Origin of the sequence: Nocardiopsis alborubida (genome assembly GCF_012396365.1) — a bacterium.
Lineage (GTDB): Bacteria > Actinomycetota > Actinomycetes > Streptosporangiales > Streptosporangiaceae > Nocardiopsis > Nocardiopsis alborubida.
The window spans coordinates 94,390-113,586 of record NZ_JAAXPG010000020.1 but is presented as its reverse complement, the minus strand read 5'-3'; the positions used below and the strand labels follow the sequence as shown (position 1 = coordinate 113,586).

General features: G+C 73.2%; 11 protein-coding genes. 9 read left to right on the top strand and 2 right to left on the bottom strand.

The features are described 5' to 3' along the window. Window positions 1-5 precede the first annotated feature (5 nt). From HGB44_RS32510 to HGB44_RS20645, 9 genes are all read left to right on the top strand, one after another. The gene (locus tag HGB44_RS32510) at window positions 6-3,203 is read left to right on the top strand and encodes an SAV_2336 N-terminal domain-related protein (protein WP_061080206.1); all 3,198 of its coding nucleotides are present in this window, start codon (window positions 6-8) and stop codon (window positions 3,201-3,203) included. A gap of 164 nt (window positions 3,204-3,367) precedes the next feature. Continuing rightward, window positions 3,368-3,826, top strand: a complete 459-nt coding sequence (locus HGB44_RS20680; protein WP_061080205.1) for a hypothetical protein — start codon at window positions 3,368-3,370, stop codon at window positions 3,824-3,826. A 3-nt stretch (window positions 3,827-3,829) separates the two neighbouring features. Beyond that, window positions 3,830-4,810, top strand: a complete 981-nt coding sequence (locus tag HGB44_RS20675) for a hypothetical protein (protein WP_061080204.1) — start codon at window positions 3,830-3,832, stop codon at window positions 4,808-4,810. A gap of 327 nt (window positions 4,811-5,137) precedes the next feature. Continuing rightward, on the top strand, window positions 5,138-7,468 hold the full coding sequence (locus HGB44_RS20670) for a vWA domain-containing protein (protein ID WP_061080203.1): 2,331 nt from the start codon (window positions 5,138-5,140) through the stop codon (window positions 7,466-7,468). Window positions 7,469-7,535: 67 nt separating this feature from the next. Then, complete coding sequence (locus HGB44_RS20665; RefSeq protein ID WP_082768314.1) at window positions 7,536-10,709, top strand: tubulin-like doman-containing protein; 3,174 nt, start codon at window positions 7,536-7,538, stop codon at window positions 10,707-10,709. Further along, entirely contained in the window at window positions 10,706-13,096 is a 2,391-nt protein-coding gene (locus tag HGB44_RS20660; protein WP_061080201.1) for a hypothetical protein, read from the top strand. The genes HGB44_RS20665 and HGB44_RS20660 overlap by 4 nt, the downstream gene beginning before the upstream one ends. Then, entirely contained in the window at window positions 13,093-14,196 is a 1,104-nt protein-coding gene (locus tag HGB44_RS20655) for a protein kinase domain-containing protein (protein WP_061080200.1), read from the top strand. The genes HGB44_RS20660 and HGB44_RS20655 overlap by 4 nt, the downstream gene beginning before the upstream one ends. A 34-nt stretch (window positions 14,197-14,230) precedes the next feature. After that, window positions 14,231-15,280, top strand: coding sequence for a TRAFAC clade GTPase domain-containing protein (locus HGB44_RS20650; RefSeq protein WP_061080199.1), 1,050 nt, complete (start codon window positions 14,231-14,233; stop codon window positions 15,278-15,280). A gap of 1 nt (window position 15,281) precedes the next feature. Continuing rightward, window positions 15,282-16,931 (top strand): hypothetical protein, encoded by a 1,650-nt coding sequence (locus HGB44_RS20645; protein WP_061080198.1) that lies wholly within the window; start codon window positions 15,282-15,284, stop codon window positions 16,929-16,931. Window positions 16,932-17,026: 95 nt separating this feature from the next. Here the strand turns inward: HGB44_RS20645 and HGB44_RS20640 are convergent, their stop codons facing one another. Then, window positions 17,027-17,629 carry a DUF4352 domain-containing protein gene (locus HGB44_RS20640; RefSeq protein ID WP_061080197.1) on the bottom strand — a complete coding sequence of 201 codons (603 nt, stop codon included), beginning with the start codon at window positions 17,627-17,629 and terminating at the stop codon, window positions 17,027-17,029. Between the two features lie 526 nt (window positions 17,630-18,155). Further along, window positions 18,156-18,983, bottom strand: coding sequence for an SDR family oxidoreductase (locus HGB44_RS20635; RefSeq protein ID WP_231972390.1), 828 nt, complete (start codon window positions 18,981-18,983; stop codon window positions 18,156-18,158). Window positions 18,984-19,197: the final 214 nt, after the last annotated feature.

Sequence of the window (19,197 nt, the reverse complement as noted above, 5' to 3'; positions counted from 1 at the left end):
GCCCGGTGCACCACGACCGGCGCCTGTACTCGCTGCTGCACGAGGCACCGCCCTCCGAACTCGGCGGGCCCACACCTCTGGAGATCGCCGAGGTGCTGTGGCTGGGTGCCCACACCGGTCGACCGGCCGTCTCCCCCACCGGCCCGGAGGAGCCCGTCCCGGCACCGTCCGTCCGACGGTCCCCGGAGGTCACGTCCCGTGCGAGGCACGAGGAACCGGAGCGACCGGACCGAACCGGCACCTCCACGCCCGCGTCGCGGCCGAACGCGCGCGACCTGCCTCCCGTGGAGGTGGGGAAACCCCCGGAAACAGCGGGAGACCACGACGCCTCCCGGGCCCGGGAGGCGCCCGGCGCCCTCCCGGGCGACGACGGGATCGCCGACACAGCCGAACGCCTCCTGGCCCTGCACTTCCCGCCCGCGCCCGGGTCGGGAAGGGGTTTCGCCGCCACCAGCACACGGGTGCCCGTCCCGCCCATGATCGACGAACCCCTGGCGTTGCAGCGCGCACTGCGCCCGCTCAACCTGCGGGTCCCCACGGCCACGGCCGAGGTCCTGGACGAGGAGGCCACCGCCCACCGCATCGCCGACCGGCGTCCGACGGACTCCCGCCCGTGGGCGCCCGTGCTGGTGCCCGGGCAGGAGCGCTGGCTGAACCTGCTCCTCATCGTGGACACCGGGCCGAGCATGGGACTGTGGCGCCCCCTGGCCGAGGAGCTCCACACCCTGCTGCACGGCATGGGGGTGTTCCGAGACGTGCGCGTGGGTTACCTCGTGCACGGCTCCGCGTCCTCGGGCGCGGAGCTGGGCGTGGCGCCGACACCCCACGGCCCGCCCCAGGACGCGGCCACCGCGGTCGACCCCTCCGCCCGCCGGGCCGTCCTGGTCCTGAGCGACTGCTCCGGACCGCACTGGTGGTCCGGGCTGGCGGGAGCCGTGCTGCACCTGCTGGCGCGACACGGTCCCACCGCCATCGTGCAGCCCCTGGCCGAGGCGCAGTGGCGGCGCACCGGCGCTCCGGTCCTGCCCTCCCTGGCCACGAGCGCGCGGCCGGGGGCACCCAACACCGAACTGCGGCTGACTCTCGCCCCCGGGGCCCCCGGGCCCGCGTCCGACAGCGTGCCCGTCCCCGTTCTGCGCTGCGCACCTCGCTGGTTCGGTGACTGGGCCGAGCTCGTGGGCTCGGGGAACCGCGCGGTCCCGGCGGCGGTGACGTATGTGAGCGGGCGGGCTCCGCGCACGGCCCCCGCCCCGGTCTCCTACGAGCAGCCGCTGACGGTGCGCCAGCGGGTCCACCGGTTCCAGGGCGCCGCCTCCCCCGCCGCCGTCGCGCTGGCGGCGCATACGGCGCTGTCCACCCCGGCCCTGCCCGTCATGCGGATGATCCAGCACGAGGTCCTGCACGACGCGGACTCCGGGGTGCTGGCCGAGGTGCTGCTCAGCGGTCTCCTGCGTCCGGTGGACCACGAGCAGGGCCTGTACGCCTTCGTGGAGGGCGCCGCGGAGGCGCTCAGGTCCGTGCTGCCCCGCTCCACCGCCCAACGGACCGCGCGGCTGCTCGACGCGTTGTCGGACGGTGTGCGCAGGCAGGCGGAGGGGAACGGCGGGCGCTTCCCCGCCTACCTCGTCGGCGGGGGCGGGGATCGCTTCACCGGCCCGGCGAGCGCACCGTTCGCGTGGGTCAACCCCGACACCCTGCGCCTGCTGGACCCAAGGGCGGCCAGGTCGGTGGCGGCGGTGGAGAAGCCCCCGCGGAAGGCAGCCGGACACGTCCTGGTCCCACGCCTCGCGCACGGGGACAGGCAGCGGGAGGCGCCGTCGCGGTCGCTGCTCACGTTCTTTCTGGAGCAGACCGTGTCCGAGGGCCGGGGACCGGTCGTTCTCGGAGAGGTACCGCCCAAACCCAGACGCTTCATCCCGCGACCGGACCTCAGAAGCCGCCTGGAGTCGCTGGAGGAGGGCCGCAGCCTGGTTCTGGCGGGCGAGGGGGGAACGGGTAAGACACTGCTCGCCTCCGACCACGCCACCCGGGCGGCACGAGGGGGGGACGTCGACCTGGTGCTGTGGGCGAACGGCGCGGACCTTGAGAAGGTCCTGACCTCCTATGCCAGGTCCGTGCCCGTCCTGGCCCCCGCTCTGTTCTCCCCCGAGGGCGACCTGCGCACGGAGTTCCGGAACGGCCCCCACGCCCTGACCCGCGAGTTCTGCGGCTGGCTCACGGAGACGTCCGTGCGGTGGCTGCTCGTCCTCGACGGCCTGGACCACCCGGGCGACGTCCTCGGCCTCCTCCCGATGAGAAGCCGCCGCGGACGGGTCCTGGCCACCAGCCGCCACCATGACGTCCTCGGCGGGGCTGTCCCGAAGCACGCCGTGGTCGAGGTGGGCGGGTTCGCCCGGGAGGAGGCCGTCGAGTACCTCTCACAGCGCTTCTTCGGCACTCCCGCCTTCAGCTCCTCCGCGGGGATCGGGATACTGGCCGACTACTTCGGCCACCACCCGCTCGCCCTGTCCCTGGCGGCGTCCACCGTCGTCACAGAGGAGCTGGCCCCCCTGGAATACCTGCGGGGAAAGGGGGAGCGCACCGCCGCCCCCGTCCAGGAAGCGGTCCACCTGTCCCTGGTCAGCAACAGCCGGGTACCCTACCTGAGCTCGATGCCCCTGCTCCTCATGATCCGGCTCTTCGGGCACACCGATGTCCCTCTGCGTCTGCTCGCCACGTCCACCGTCCGAAGGCACCTGGACAGGCAGCTGCCCCGGACAGCGAAGGAGACGAGGTCGGTGAAGGGCATCGGAGGCATCCTGCGCAACCTGGAGAGCCTGTCTCTGATCCGGATCGAGGACAGCCCCGACGGTCTCGACAGCACGGTCTGGGTCCACGACAGCGTCCGCCCGCCCGTCCACGACCTCCCGGTGTTCCTCACCGCGTCGAACACCGCGGTCGCGGCCGTGGAATCCCTGTTGGAGGCCTGGCAGACGGCCGGTGACCGCCCCGAGTGGAACGGACGTCTGCGCCGGAGCGCCATCGCCCTGCGCCGCAGCAGCGAGGAGGTCTTCCCTCCCGGGAGAACCCTCCCGGGCGCGATTTCCCGCAGGAGGGAGGCCGCGCATTTCTACGCGCGGCTGGTCCGCGCCCTGGAACGGATACTGGGGCCCGACCACGAGGAGACCCACCTGGCCCGCACCACCGAACGGTTCTGGTGGTGACCAACCGAAACCGACATTTCCCCCCTTAGATTACGAATCACACGTTTCTCTAGCACCACAACACTTCAAAAAGATCCAAAACCCCCAAAAATTACAAACAGAACAAGAAGCAGAAAACAGACGTTCCCCCTTCACGATCCCCGATTCCTCCCTAAGCTGGAAACGTGACCTCCGAAGAACACGCGCAGCACGCCTCCCCCACCCCCCTCACCGACAGCAGGGCGGCTGCCGAACACCTGTGCCGGAGGAGATCCGCGTACGAGGACGCCGCGGTGGATGACGGCCTCCGGGACGACCTGGACGCGCTCGTGGCCCAGGTCGCGGAACGGGGCCGCCTCTCCTACAGAGACCTCCGAGCCCTGGAGGACCGGCTGGGGCCGCTGCTGGACCCCGGGGACGCCTTCTTCCGCAACGGATTCGTCGGCCCGGGTCCGGGCCGCGACCCCCAGGAGCCGGTGGGCGGCCTGCCCGGGGTGGGTCCCGGCCCCGCGCCCGCCGTCCGCGAGGTGTGCCCTCTGTCCGCCCCCTGCTCCCGCGTCAGAGGCGCTGGGGAGTCAGGCGCGGCGGGCGGCCACTGCGCCGTCGCGGACAGGCCCCTGCGGCTGCGCACGAAGGGGTCCTGACCGGTGAATCCCCTGCTGGTCGAGATCGGCAAGAGGGCCGCCGAGCACTGGTGGACGCACCTGGCCCTGCCCGGTGTGCTCTTCCTGGCCGCGTTCACCGCCAGCGCGCTGCTGACCCCGGCGGACCTGACCGATGCCGCGCGCCTGACGGAGCTGGCCGCCGACGCCCGGTCGCTGCTGGGCTCCCCCACCGTGGCCGTCACCGTGGTCCTGCTCGCGGCGGTCCTGCTCCTGGGCCTTCTCCCCGGGCTGGTCGTCCAACTGCTCGGCGCCTGGTGCGGGCGCTGGTGGCTGGGCGAGAGCGTGCTGTCCCCGCTCGTCTTCTGGAACCCCCGGTGGCGCAGGCGCCGCTGGCAGGCGGCCAGGCGCAGAGCCGGGACGAAGAGGGCGCGCGAGGCGGCCGCGGCCAGCGGGCGGGACCCGGACCGCAGCCACCGCATCTCGCTCACCGAGCCCACGCGGCGCACCTGGATGGCCGACAGGATGGCCTCGCTGACAGCGAGGGTGCGTGACGCACACGGGCTGGACGTGTACTGGACCTGGCCCCGTCTGCTCCTGCTCCTGCCCGAGGGCGCCCGGGAGGACGTCGGACGGGCACAGGACTCCTTCGCCCGGGCCCGTGCCCTGGGCGGCTGGGGCGCGCTCTACCTCGCCGCGGCGGGCGTGTGCGCGCTGCACCTGGCCGCCGCGGCCTGGGGCGCGGGACCCCTGTCCCGGCTCCCCGAACCGCCCTGGGACCCCTGGCTGCTCCTGCTGCCCGCGGCTGCCGGGGCCGTGACCGGAGCGGTCGCCCACCAGCGGGCGAGGACCGCGATCGCCTCGCTGGCCGACCTCGTCGAGTCCTGCTACGACCTGCACGCACGCGGGTTGGCTGTGGCCGTGGGGGTCGTCGGTCCCGAGCAGGCCAACGGCCAGGGCAGGGCCCTCTCCCCCGACCTGGGCGAGCAGGTCACCTATCTGCTGAGGAAGTCCGGCCCCTCCTGACGCCCGGCCCGTCACCACCGCCGATAAGGACAAAAGTCCTCAAAGGCCCCAGGGGATATTTCCTCCCCCTCAAGAAACAAATCTCACACAGCACCGCACTCTTTCGCAAAACACCCACAAAGCACCCCGGGTTCCACCCGTGCGAAGCGAAAACACCACTGCGGGTAACCGAGGTCAACGGACATTCAAGAATCCGTTGAAGCACCTTCCGGAAAGCAGTACAGTAAGCCCTCCGTCCGCTTTTCGGACAATGGTCGAATGGTGTACGCAAACCCACCTGCGCACTCTTCTTCCGAAAACAACAAGACACAGGAAGGGCCAGGTGGCGTGGCACTGACCCCATGCGCGACGACGGCGTGGAGGCGAGCGGCGCTCGCCGCGGCCTGTCTCCTCTTCCTCCTCCCGCCCGTCCCGGCCTCGGCCGCGGCGCCCACGCCCCGGGCCGCGGACGAGACGGACCGGCCCGAGGCGGACGCGGCCCCCACCGCCTCCCCCCTCGACATCGTGATCCTGGTGGACGAGTCCGGCTCCCTGAGCGAGGACGACGTCGAACAGGAGACCAGGGCGGCCTCCACCATCGCGCAGAGCGTCCTGGACCCCGGATCCCGGGTGACGGTGGTCGGTTTCGGCAGCAACAACGGGCAGGCCGACCAGATCGCGGCCCGGGAGGTGTGCCGCCCCACCCTGGTGGACGAGGGGTCGGGACGCCAGTACCTGGCCGACTGCGTCTCGGACCTGCACCGGCGGGACTCCTCCGAAGGCGACGACACCGACCACGCCGAGGCTCTGGGCACGGCCCTGCACTACCTGGAGGGGCCCGAGGCCCCGCGGGACGCGACCGGGATCGTCTTCCTGCTCACCGACGGCGAACTGGACGTGCGCGACAGCCCCCACTGGGGCGCGCGCCCCGAGGACCGCGACGACAACGCCGCGGCCAGGATCGACGAGCACCTGGAGACCGCGCGTGAGGACGGCGTGCAGGTCTGGCCGCTGGGTTTCGGCAGCTCCATCGACCGCGACCAGCTCGACGCCTTCGCCGAGGGCGGCTCCCAGGAGACGTGCAACGACCTGGAGGTGGCCACGCCCAACGCGCGCGTGGTCGACGACTCCGCCGACGTGGTGCGCTCCCTGCGCGAGGCACTGGCCGCCGCCTCCTGCTCCGTGGCGGGCGGGCTCGACAGCGACACCCTCTCCGGCGGCGGCAGCACCACCCTGTCGGCCTCGATCCCGGTCATCGCCACCGACGGCGCGCTCGTGGTCACCAAGAACAACCCGGCGATCAGCGTCGAGTACACCGACCCCGAGGGGGACACGGTCGACCCCGACGGCGGCGACCACAAGGACTCCCGGATCAGCCTCAGCGGCGCGAACGGCCCGGTGGAGGTGCTCCACGTCGTCGACCCCCTGCCCGGCACCTGGCAGGTGCGGCTCACCTCCCCCGACGGCACCCCCGAGGAACTGGTGACGGCCACCGTCCAGTGGCAGGGCCGCGTCAACACCTTCCTCACCGTCGAACCCGCCGACCACTCCGGTCAGGAACTGGTGGTCAGGGTGGACATCCGCACCCGCCGCGGCCCCGTCACCGACCCCGAGGCGCTCGCCGAACTCGACTTCTCCGCCGAGGTCGCCGCCCCGGACGAGACCGCCGAGCCCATCGAACTGAACGACGGGGGCGAGGGCCCCGACGCCACCGCCCAGGACGGCCAGTACGCGGGCACGGTCGCCGTCCCCGAGGGAGCCGGCACCCTGCTCTTCACCAGCCGCGTCCAGGGACCCGGCGTCCCCGACGACGTGCGCGAACTGCGCTACACCATCGACCCCGGCGGGGCGGCCCTGCAACCCGGCGTGCGCTTCGACGACCCGCCCGGCGAGGTCTGGGCCGGCAGCCGCATCGACGGCACCCTCGACGTCGACAACCAGGACTCACAGGAGGGACAGGTGGAACTGCTCCTCCAGGCTCCCGAAGGGGTCCTGGCCACCATCGAGCAGGACACCACCGCCTTCAGCCCCGGCACCAGCAGGACCGGCTTCACCGTGCGCTTCGAACAGGGCTCCGCCCTGGGACGGGCGGTCCTGCACGTGCAGGCCGTGGACGCCGAGGGCGCGGTCCTGACCACCTCCGCGCCGCTCACGGTGACCGTGCGCACCCCGCCGGGAGTCCTCGAACGCTACTGGTGGGCCTGGCTCGCGCTGCTCCTGGCCCTGGTCGCCGCCGGACTCCAGGCGTGGCTGGTGTGGCACAGGAGGCGGGCCGCCAGCAACGTGCAGGGCCTGGTCGTCGAACTCCACCGGGACGCGCTCTCCCTCCAACAGGAACTGCGCGCCCCCAGCAGGTGGAGCACCTCCTTCGCCTTCACCGTCCGCGACCCCCAGGGACCGGCGCCGCGCCTCGAACACGGCGGGGCCTCCGGCGCGGGACCGGTCTACCGGGCCTCCCGCGACCCCAGGGGCGGTGTGCGCCTGCGCACTCCCCACGGCACCGAGACCCTGCGCCTCGGCGGCCACAGCCAACCCCTGACCGACGGCCTGACCGTCTCCTTCCGCGACGAGCAGCGCCCCCGCAGGAGCCCGCGCCAGAACCCGGACCCGGCACAGGCCGCGCCCGGACCGGGCACGCGCGAGGAGGGCCCCCCGCTCTCCGGGATCCGTCTCGACTGAACGGCTCCCCGCTCCCCGCCCCCCATACCGCAGAAGAACGACCAGCCTGAAGGGCCTTCGACACCCCATGACGATGAAGCTCTACCAGCCGCTGCTCTACGTCGGCCTCGGCGGTACCGGCTGCCGTATCGGCGCCGAGCTCGAACGCCGCATGCGCGAGGAGCTGTGCGGCCCCGACGGGACCGAGTTCCAGCAGCTGCGCCCCGGCGCGAACCTCCTGCCCTACCAGCTCCCCGCCTGCGTGCAGTTCGTCTACGCCGACGTCAACCGGGGAGAGCTGGACAGCCTGCCCGAGCGGGTGGTGCCCGGACGCCACCACCACGCCGCCGCCGAGCGCACCGCCCACTACGTCCGCGACCTGGTCCCGGAGGTGCACACCTACCCCGAGGCCGCGCGCAGCCTGCGCCTGAGCGCCAGCGAGTCGGTGGACCACTGGCTACCGCCCGCGGTCGGCGAGCCCCGGGTGGCCCCGCTGGACAAGGGCGCCGGACAGTTCCCCACCGTGGGGCGGGCGGCGCTGTTCGAGACCTTCCGCACCGGGACCGGCCCGGCGGTGGCTCCGCTGCACGAGGCCATCAACCGCATCGCCACCTCGGCGGGCGACCTGGCCGCGCTGGGCGGCACGCTGCCCAGGTCCTGCGACGTCTTCGTCTCCTTCTCCGTGGCCGGGGGCACCGGGACCGGGATCTTCTACGACTACCTGCACCTGATCGCGCACACCTTCCAGCGCTCGGGGCTGCGTGTGAAGATCTACCCGCTGGTCCTGATGCCCTCGGCCTTCGACGAGGGCTTCGGCGGCGGACGCAACGCCAAGCTCAACGCCGGGCGCGCCCTGCTGGACATGTTCCGCCTGGTCGACGACCAGAACGGCCGCGAGGCCTCCCTGGAACTGGTCAACGAGGTCCGGCCCGGGCTCCGCCGCAGGGACGACACGGCCGTCTACTACCCGGTGGAGGGCCGCGTCCAGATCATGCCCTCGACCGTGCAGACGGCCTTCCTGTTCAGCCGCCCCACCGGGACCGACCGCGACGACCTGCACCGGTCGGTGGTCTCCCTGATGCTCTCGCTCGCCAGCACCGACATGGACCGGCGCGCCGAGGCCGAGTCCGCCAAGCAGGAGAACCACCAGTCCTTCGCGGACAGCTTCATCAACACCCAGGCCGACCGCGAGTCCTCCGCCGAGACGGGGATCGGCAACCGCGGGGTGTCCACCGCGCTGGTCGCGTCCATGACCGTCCCCGTGGACGAACTCTCCGACATCATCGGCTCCCGCCTGCTGCGCTCGGCGGTCGAGGACATGCAGGCCCCGCTGCACACCAGCGCCGAACAGACCGGGAGCCTGGTCCACGACTTCTTCTCCGCGGCCAACATCCACCCGGTCCTGGCCCGTGCGGGCACCGACTTCGCCGAACCGCAGCCGGTCACGGGCGCCGACGCGATCGCCGCCGCTCTCTACGACCGCAGCGACTCGATGAAGCGCAGCCTCCACGCCCTGCGTGCCAGGCTCGGCCAGGAGATCCCCCAGATGGCCCAGAACTTCGACCACCGGGCTGGCGTGCGCGCGCTGCTGGGCAGGGTGGACCCCTTCCACGCCCTGCGCGTCATCGAGGGCGACCCCCACGACAACGACAGGGTGGGGCGGCTGGGCGTCCTGGGCATCCTCCAACAGCGCCGCAACGCCCCCGCTCCCCCCGAGGGGCTGGCCGCGCCGCCGCCCATACCGCAGATGCGGGACCGTCTGGGCGGCGTGATCAAGGTCAGGTACACCGACCCGGTGCCCGCCCAGGCACGCCAGGACCAGGAGCGGTGGTACGACTGGCAGACCGGCGTGGTCTGGAGCGAGTCCTGGGCTCCGACGGTCCCGCGCTGGAACCGGACCTCGACCCAGCTGCGCAACGACCTGGCCGTGTTCACCCAGCAGCTGGACGAGCACGCCCGCACCGACCGCGCCCGCTTCGAGCGGCTGTCCCGGCAGCTCTACCGCCCGCGCACGGGCATCTCCTACCTCCTGCCCCCTTCGGGCGGGGACCTCGAACCCTTCTTCGTCCGGGTCCGTGACCACCTGGCGCGCTCCCTGCACGAGGCCGGACGCCTGCACGTGTCCCCCACCGACGCCGAACTGGTCCAGGCGGTCGTGGGCGGCCAGGGCTGGCGCACGGCCTACGACGTCTGTCTGGACCGCGGCCCGGCCGAGGCGGTGGGCTTCCTCAGGGAGACCCTCAAGTCCGCGATCAAGCGCTTCCTGCGGGAGACGGGCCCGGCGCAGTCCCCGCTGCTGCCCCGCCTGGCGGACCTGCTCTCGCAGGCCGCCGAGCAGGGCGGCGGAGGCAGCGTCGCCGACGAGGACCTGTCCCAGTTCCGCGCCCAGGTGGCCGCACTGCTGCCGGTCGGCTACGTGCCCCAGGGCAACGGCCCGCTCAAGGTCCTGATCACCTACCACTCCCCCGCCGCCAACCCCCGGATCGAGCAGTACCTGCGGGAGTCGGTCAACCTGCCCAGCGGCGGCGGGCACACCTACGAGTTCCGCGCGGTCAGCGCGGAGAGCCTGAGCGTGGTGCTGTTCCGCAGCTCCATGGGCATCACCGAGGTCCCCGAGGTCAGGGAGGTGATGCGCCTGTGGTCCGACGCGCTGACCAACCAGCAGCCACAGGACTACCTGCTCTGGCGCCAGCGCCTGGGCTACGACTTCAGCTACCTGGCCACCACCGAACGGCACCGCGTCCAGATCCTGCACCGGCTGCTCAACGCCCTGTGGAACGGCCGGGCCACCGTGGTCGGGGACGCCACCTCCCCCGACGAGGTCCGCTTCACCCTCGGCGGCGGCGTCACCATGCCGCTGCGACTGACCCCGCTGGGACGGACCTCCTCCTGGGGCAGCCTGCTCCAGGCCTACGAGCACTGGGCCTTCAACGGCGAGGACGGCATCACCGGCCAGTTCTGCGCCCAGCTCATGGCGGAGCTGCCGCTGGGGGTGGAGAGCAGGCCCGTGGAACCCCACGCGAGCTACCGGGCGCTGTGCCAGTTGGCCGACAAGGAGGTCGAACGCCTGGACCGCATGCTGGAGGACCTGCGCGGCAACTCCCGCAACCGGGCCCTGCAGATCCAGGACTTCTGGGAGAACACCCTGCCCGCCGCCCTGGAGACGGAGTTCCGGGGGGTGGCGGCTCCGCTGAGCGCCAACCTCAACGCCCTGGAACGCGAGGTCGGGTACTACGGCAAGGACGGTGACAGCTTCCGATGAGCGTCCACCACCTCGACCTGCGGGGCGCCGACGCGGACGAGGCCGTGCGCCGGGTCGTGCGGGAGTTCGGGGAGGGCACCCCCCTCACCGGCTCCGACCGGGCCCTGGTCCTGGACGAGACCGGCCTGCTGGTAGACCACGGCCCCGCCTACCTGGAGGTCTTCACCAGCGGGCGCATCCGGTCGCTGGTGTGCGTGGTCTGCGGCCCGCCGTCCGGCGGCGGCGGGCACCGGATCCTGGAGCGGCCCGGCCAGCTGGGCCCCGAACGCGACGTGGCCACCCTGTGGGTCAGCAACGAGACCGGGGTGGACTGGGGTCTGCGCCCCCGCGGGACGGCCCGCCCCCACCCCGAGGCCGCCCCCGGCTCCCGGACCGGGGTGGAGCGCCTGGTCGAGGCCCTGCTCCAGGCCGAGGTCTTCGACCGCGTCGTCGAGCTCAGCCGCCAGCTGCCCGAGGCAGCCGCCTCGCCCGGCCTGTCCTGGACCGGGCCCGAGGGCGGCGACGGCGCCGTCGCCGCGGCCCTGGCCCGGACCGTGCACAGGTTCACCGACGCCGCGGGGGCACCGGCCCCGCCGCCCGCCACGGGCACCGGCGCGCGCGGGGGCATCCTGGTGGAACTGGTGGAGGACACCCACCGGGCGGCCCCCGGGAGCAGCCACCCGGGCTCGGGGGAACTGGCCGCGCACGAACACCGCCTGCGCGACCGCGTGGCCGCCGCCGAGGGCGCGCTGGACGCGGTCTCGGGTCTGGGCGGCGCGTTCTCCCCCGCTTCCCCGGCCCGGGTCCGCGAGGAGGAGCTGTCCCAGGTGGGCGGCGCGCTCCTGTCCTACCGCGACCACGTCGCGTCCCTGCTCTCCCGCCTGGGCTCCCTGAACGGAGGCCAGCTGGCCTCCGAGCTCGCGCGCGCGGGACTGGGCGGCCGCTCGCCGGGGCCGGAGGAGGTCGACGAGGCCGTCGGGGCCCTGGTCCGCCGGGTGGACGGCGAACTGGAACGGGGGGAGCCGGTCACCCGCGTCGCCGCGGGCCTGGACCGGATCGCCGAACGCCTCTCACCCCGGGGAAGCGCCTCCGCCCTGCCCCGGGTCCAGCAGGCCGCCCCCGACCACCTGGTCTCCTCGCTGAGCTCCCCGCCGCCCTTCCCCCTGCCCGGACCGCTCTCCTGGCTGCTGCCCGTGGCCTTCCTGCTCCCGCTGCTGCCGGCCCTGACCGGCGGCTGGCTCGGGCTCGCCGGGGCCACGGCCCTGGCGCTGGGCTGGGTCGCGGCGCTCGCCGCGGGCCTGCGTTCGGCCCGGGGCGCGGAGGCGGGCGCCGGGCTGCCGGTCCTGGCGGTGCACGCGGTGGCGGCCTTCGCGGGGGGCTTCACGGGCATGTGGGCGGGCGGCGTTCTGCGGCTCGACCTGCTCCTGTCCCTGCTGCCCCAACCGCTGCTGCTGGCGACGGCCCTGCTGACCGGCGCGGCGCTGGGCGCGTACGCGCTCCTGCGGACCTGGGCGGGGCTGGCCCGCCGCTGGCGGAGCCAGATCGGCCTGGAACGCGCGGGTTCGGCCGCCTCGGCCCTGACCAGCCTGGTCAACGAGGCGGCTCAGGAGGAGTGGTACCCCGGCACCCAGCGGCGCCACCTCGCCGACGCGGCGCGCGCCGCCGCCAGTGCCGCGCGCGCGGTCGCCGACGCCCTGTCCGGAACCGTCGGCACCGCCGGCACCGCCGCGGGCCCCTCCCTGCCCGAGCTGGAGGCGGTGCTGCGCTCGGACATGGCGGCGCTGACCCGCACCGCCATGGGGGACCTGTGGAACGAGCTGCGGGCGGGAGGCCCGGTCAAGGACCCCTACGAGCACACCCGCGGCACGGCTGACGACCTGATGCAGGAGTACCGGTCGCACCTGGAGCGGATGAGCCCCCACACTCCGCCGCGCTTCGCCGACTCCGGCCTGCCCCGGCGGGTCTACGGCGCCTCCGGCATGGAACAGGCGATGCGTTCCCTGCTCACCGAACCCGGAGGACGCATGCTGCAACTGTGCGACCCCAAGCACCTGCACCTGCTCAGCGACACGGTCTCGGCGGTCGGCACGGTCCGCTTCGCGCCGCGGTCGCTGCGCGAGCAGCTCGACCGCGCGGGCGCGGGCCCGGCCTCCGAGGCCGCGCAGAGCGCGGTGTGGACGCACGGAGGAAGGCTCGCGGGGCTGGTGCGCCTGGTGCCGCTGCGCCCGGGCGTGGTGCGCACCCAGTGGTTCGGCTCCGAGGAGCCCGACGGCGCGAACGGAACCGGGGCGTCCCCGGGCGCCCCGTCCGGCCCCGGGCGGTGCGCGGAGGACACGGAGGAACACGGGACGGGCACCGCGAACGTCGGCGCCCCGCCCTCCGCGTTCGAGGAGGACTACTTCCGTTGAACGAGAACAGCTCCCCGGACGGCGTCTACCTGACCCCGCTCCGGGAGGAGGTGTCGTGCCGTCTGTCGCGGATCCGGACCGAGACCCCGGACCCGCGCACGCACCCGCTGTTGGAACGCGACCTGGTCCGCGACGAGGTGAGCGGGCGCGAACTGCTGCGGATCCGTGTGCGCGCCACGCAGCGGGAACGGCCCCAGGAGCGGGTGCGGGCCTTCGCCGCCCTGGACAACGAGATCCTCGCCGGTGTCCGGCTGGCCCGGATCGCCAACGGCTCCCCTCCCGCGGAGCTGAGCAGGCTGGTGGGCTACCACGACGACCCCGGTACGCCCTTCGCCCTGCTGGAGCCCTACCGCGGTGAACCGCTGGGCTCGCTGCTGCGACGGCGGCAGCTCTTCGAGGCGGAGCAGTCCGCCTTCCGGGAGGGGCTGCTGCGGGCGCTGAGCTGGCTGCACTCCTGCGAGGTGGTCCACCGCGACATCAGGCCCGGCACCGTGCGCTGGGACACCGAGCTCAAGAGCGTGCAGCTGTGCGGCTTCTCCCACGCCACCGTGGCGGGCACACCCCGCGCGGCGGTGGGCAGCGAACCCTGGGCCTCCCACGAGCAGCGGCTGGGCACGGGGACCTGCGACCCCCGCGACGACGTCTGGTCCGCGGGCCTGGTGCTGTTCCAGGCCCTGAGCGGGCACGACGTGGAGAGCGGAGGGGTGCTGCCCCTGGCCGCCTTCCCGGGACTGGCCGCGGACCTCCAGGACGTCTTCGCCACGAACGCGCACGCGCGCCCCGGCGCCGACGACCTGCTGGAGCGGTTCTCCGGGGGCGCGGTCCCCTACCGGCTCAGGATCGACGCCCACCTCAAACCGGGCCGTGCGCGCTTCGAGGAGGGCCGTGCGCGCAAGCGGGCCGCCTCCGGCGAGCCCCCGCCCGAGCGCGGGACGGCGACCGCGACGGTCCCCCCGCCGGGGTCGGAGAGGATCCAACCCGCGCCACCCGCGCCGGTCCCGTCGAACGAACCCCCGTCCCCGAGCCGCTGGGGCGGACTGGTGCTGCTCCTGGTGGTGCTGGTGGGCGCCGCCGTGGCCCTGTTCGCCTACTTCGGGTGAGAACGGCATCCCTGATCGAGAGGCGGTCCCCGCGATGAGCGAAACCGACACCGCACCCACGGGGGTGCGCTGCCCGGTGTGCCTGAGCCGGGTGGTCCTGGACCACGGCGAACTGTGGCTGTGGAAGGACGGCGAGCACCGGAAACTGGACGTTCCGTCCGACGCCACGCCGGAGCAGAGGCGCAGGCTCCTGCTCCACGCCCAGGTGCGGTGCCCCAACCACGTGGGGGAGTTCCCCGAGCACCACCTCCCCTACCAGTACGTCAGCGCGGACAGCGATCCGGTGGTGATCGCCCTGGTCGGCGCGCCCCGGTCGGGCAAGACCCACCTGCTCGCGGCGATGATCGGCTCGATCCAGAACCAGGGCCTGGAGCAGTTCGACCTGTCCGTCTCGCCCCTGGACGTGCGCGGGTACGAGCAGTTCACCAACACCAAGGTCCGCCCCCTGCTGGACCGCGACGAGATGCTCGCCCGCACCAGCCAGGACGTGTGGGACTTCGAGGTCGGCCTGATGGTCAGCGACCTCGGGAGGCCCTCCTCCCCGCCCAGGGCCGTGGCCTTCTTCGACGTCTCCGGAGAGGTCCTGGCGACCACGGGCACCGCCTCCGAACAGGCCTTCCTGGACACGGTGGACGGCTTCCTCTTCGTCTTCTCCCCCGACGACATGGAGGACGACCGCCCCGACAACACGTTCGCCACCGTGCTGGACATGGTCGGCGGCAAACAGGACAAGGCGGCGGTGCTGGTGATGGGCAAGGCGGACCTGTACCGGTTCGAGCACCCCGTGGACCGGTGGCTGCGCGACGGCGTGCGCGCCCCCGACCCGGGCCGGGTCGAGGCCGAGACCGGCGACCTCTACGCCTTCATCAGCCAGTACGACAAGGGGGAGACCTATCTACGCCCCTGGCGCGAGTTCGGCCGGGCGGCCATCCACGTGGCCTCCGCGACCGGCGGGAACCGCTACCCCGACCGTAAGAGGTACGAGCGGCCGGTGCGCCCCCAGCGCGCCCTCCAGCCCTTCCTCACCCTGATGGCCGCCACCGGGGTGCTGGGGACCCCCGGGGCGCGGAAGGTGGGCCGCTGACATGGCGGAGAACTCCGACGAGGTCCTGCACCGGATCTCCTTCGGCTTCCAGGACAGCGGTCTGACGGGCCAGGGACTGGGCCCCGACGGGACCTCCTTTCCCGAACAGGACTACACCCGGGTGACCACCTGGCGGGGTCGGCTCGGCCGGGTGGTCGCTCCGGAGTTCCCGCACGGGCACGTCGCACCCAGCTACTGGTACCGCAGGTTCGCGGACGGCCAGGGGGCGCTGCTGCGCCGCACGCCCGAGGAGAACTCCCTGGACGGCCGCGGCAGCAGGGCTCAGGCTCTGGTCGGCGCCCAGCTGAACGCGCCCCGTGCGCTCCTGGCCGCCCTGGGCGTGTGGCCGGACCTGCACGCCTGGTTGGAGGAACCGGGGACCACCCCTCCTGGTTGGGCCACCGTCGGACCCTTCGTCCCGTCCAGGGTCGGAGAGGCCGCCGTACGGCGGCTGAACCTGGACGCGGCCTCGCAGCCAGGGCTGGTCAACCTGGTCGCGGAGGTGCTGCGGGTCCCGACCGGGCCCGTGGACCTCCTCGCACCCGACTTCGGTCCGTTGCCGGAGGAGCGGGAACGGCTGCTGCTGCTGTGGGGCCTGTACCAGGCCCTGCTCGACGTGGTCGGCACCGAGGAGAGTCCCCAGTACGAGGGGGTCGGCTGGTCCTTCGCCACCCACGAGCCCTGGCCGGTGAGGCGCGGCACCCCCTCCGAGCGACCGCGCATCGCCTTCCGGACCGCGCCCCCGCGCGCCCAGGCCGAGCCCCCGGTGCTCCTGGACGTCCTGGCGCCCGAGCAGGACACCGTGTACCACGAGGTCGCCCGGTGGCTCGTCACCCTGCTGGGCGCGGGCGACGGAAGTCTCGGCGAGCTCGGGAGGGAACTCCGCAGCCTCGACGCCGCCGACCACGGCGAGGTCATCGAGTACCTGGCCCGACGGGCCCGACCGGCGGCGCGAACCCGCGTACCCGCGCCGTCCGCGCCCTTGGGAGCCGGGCCCGGGGCCGCCCGCGCCTGGACGGTCGGGTCGGGGAGGGCCGCTGCCGAGGAGGACGTTCCGGGAACGGCCGGTGACGGGGGCTCCGGCATCCGGGCGGAGGATTCCGAGGCGGCGCCCGCCGCGGCGGACACCGCACGGACGGACGACCCCTTGGCGCATCCGCTCTCAGGCCTGGACGGCGAACCGGAACGCGGTGCGTTTGGGGCCGCCCCGCCGAACGCCGCCGACCGTCCGGGGCGCACCGGAACCGGGACCGGGGAACGTTCCCGGGAGGCCGCGCGGCACCGCTCCCCCGACCAGCGCCCCTGGTCGGCTCCCGGGCAGCACCCCCGACCGGGCTTGCGGGCAGCGCCTCCGGACGGGTATGCCGTGGACGCCGCCGTGGACGCCCGCGGAGTCTTCCCCCCGCCGGACGTCCCCTCCGAAGCCCAGGTCCAGGACCTCCTGGACGCACTGGGCCGCGAGCACGACCCGCACCGGATCGCCGCCATCGCCACCCGGCTCGTCCGGCAGTACCAGCCCTCCTTCAGCCAGCACCTCGTGGTCCGGGGCTACCCGAGGAGGATGGAGCTGCGCACGGAGGTGGTCCTGGTCTTCGCGGCGGGACTGGCGCTGCTGCTCGTGCTCCTGCTGGCGGCGAACCTGCTGCGCTGAGCCGCACCGCGCACGGAAAGGCGCGGACCGCCGGTCGGTTCCACTCGCTCTCCGACCGGCGGTCCGCTGGAGACGGCCCCCGTCCGGGCCGTCCGCTACCCCACCTCGGCGGTGTAGGTCTCACCCAGACCGAGGGGTCCGCCGAACTCCACGCTGGCGGGGGTGAAGGCCCCCTCGGCGGTGACCACGCCCTCCGCCCGCTGGCCGGGGCTCAGGGTCAGGGTGTCGATCTGGTTCTCGTCCTCGCCCAGCCCGCCCGAGGTGTCGTGCTTGGTGCCGTCGTCGGCGACGAGCGCGAAGTAGAGCGGGTTGACGTCGACGTTCTCATCGCTGTTGTTCTCGACGGTGACGTACACACTCGTGAAGTCGCCGCCGTCGTGGAGGATGCTCGGCGTGAACTCGGTGACCTCCGCCGTCAGGACGACGTCCTGCTCCTCCGCGGCCGGTTCCTCGGCAGCGGTCTCCTCGGCGGCCTCCCCGGCCTCCTCGCCACCCGCCTCCTCCTGGGTGGCGGCGGGCTCCGGGGCCCCGCTGTCGAGGTCGTCCCCGCTCAGCGCGGCCATGCACCCGCCGAGCAGAAGCAGGAAGAGGAGGACGCCGAGGCATCCGCCGCAGCCGAGTCCGATCTTCTTCCCGGTGGACATGCCCGGGTTGGCGGGCGGTGGCGGCGGGCCGTAGGGCGGCTGGGGCGAGGTCATGGTGTGCTCCGGTCTGTGTGCAGGGGGCAGCACGGGGCGCTGCCGGAATGTGCGCCGCCCACCGGGCGGATGCGCTCGGCGGGCAGGGGCGGAGACAGAAACGCGCATACACGCCCGTCTTCGCGAGACCCGTTGAGCTTCGCTGTGTTCTCACCATACACAGAACTTGTGAATAGAGCCAACCACTATCGCGTGCGCTTGCGATCACAGCCGGCCATTCGTGCAGTGGCCACTGAGATACGGAGCGTGTTCGACCGCCACAGGCAGTTCACGTCCGCACGAAACCGCAAGGATCCATGGACGGTCCCCGCCCCCGCCAACACCCCCGCGCGGCCCGCCGCGGCAGCACGCGACCCCGGCCAGCCCCACGCCCCACCCGCACCCGCACCCGCACCCGCACCCGCACCCGCACCCGAGCACACCCAGGAGACCGACCGGGTCTTCACCGAGGGGCGGATCCGGCGGAGGCCGGTAACGACGCACCGCCGACAAGGTTCACCTCTCAGCTGGTGCGGGTGTCGGAGAGTCAGGCAGCGGGGTGGTCGGTGACGGGCGCGGTCCGCGCGGTGGCGTCGAGGTTCGCGCGCAGGGCCTCGACCTTGTCGGTGACGAAGGCGTACGCGTCCGAGCCGAGCACCTGGCGCAGCGGGCCCTCGGCGTCGCTCACGACCCGGTCGATGATCGCCGTGGCGCCCTTGACCGGGTCGCCGAGCTGGCTGCCCTGTAGGTTCAGGTGGTTTTCGACCATTTCGCGGATGCCCGGGTAGGCGTCGGTGGTCTGGGCGGGCAGCGCGAGGGAGTCCCGGGTGAGGAAGTCGGTGCGGAAATAGCCGGGCTCGACGATCGTGACCTTGACGCCGAAGTCGGCGACCTCACCGGCGAGGGCCTCGCTGAGGCCTTCCAACGCGAACTTGCCGGCACAGTAGAGCGCCCACCCCGGAAGGGAGACCAGCCCGAGCACCGAGGAGACGTTGACGATGTGACCGCTCTTCTGCTGCCGCAGGACCGGCACGGTGGCACGCAGGACGTTCCACACGCCGACGACCTGGACGTCGAGCATGTCGCGGACGTCGGCGGGGTCGGTTTCCTCGACCGCGGCCAGGTAGCCGTAGCCAGCGTTGTTGACGACGGCGTCGAGGATGCCGAAGCGGGCGACGGTCTGGTCGACGGCCTGCTTGACAGCAGCATCGTCTCGCAGATCGACGGCCAGGGGGAGCAGCCGCGACGTGTCGACGCGATCGCCGATCGCCGACAGCAGCCGGTCGGTGGATCTGGTGGTCGCCGCGACGTTGTCGCCGCGCTCGAGCAACTGGGTGACCAGCTCGAGGCCCAGGCCGCGAGAGGTACCGGTCACGAACCAGGTCGACGGACGATTCGACGGAAAACTCATGGTCATCCTCAATCTCGGAGTTCGGGGAGACGCCGTCGGGTGGTGTCCCGTGCCGGCGTGACTCCAAGACTGGTTCACGACACAAGGCCGCGGGGGCTGATCTCGGGTCCTGTGCGACCTCGCACGCCGGAACCTAGGACTCGGAGGTCCAGGCACAAGCGGCCCAGGCGAATTCTGT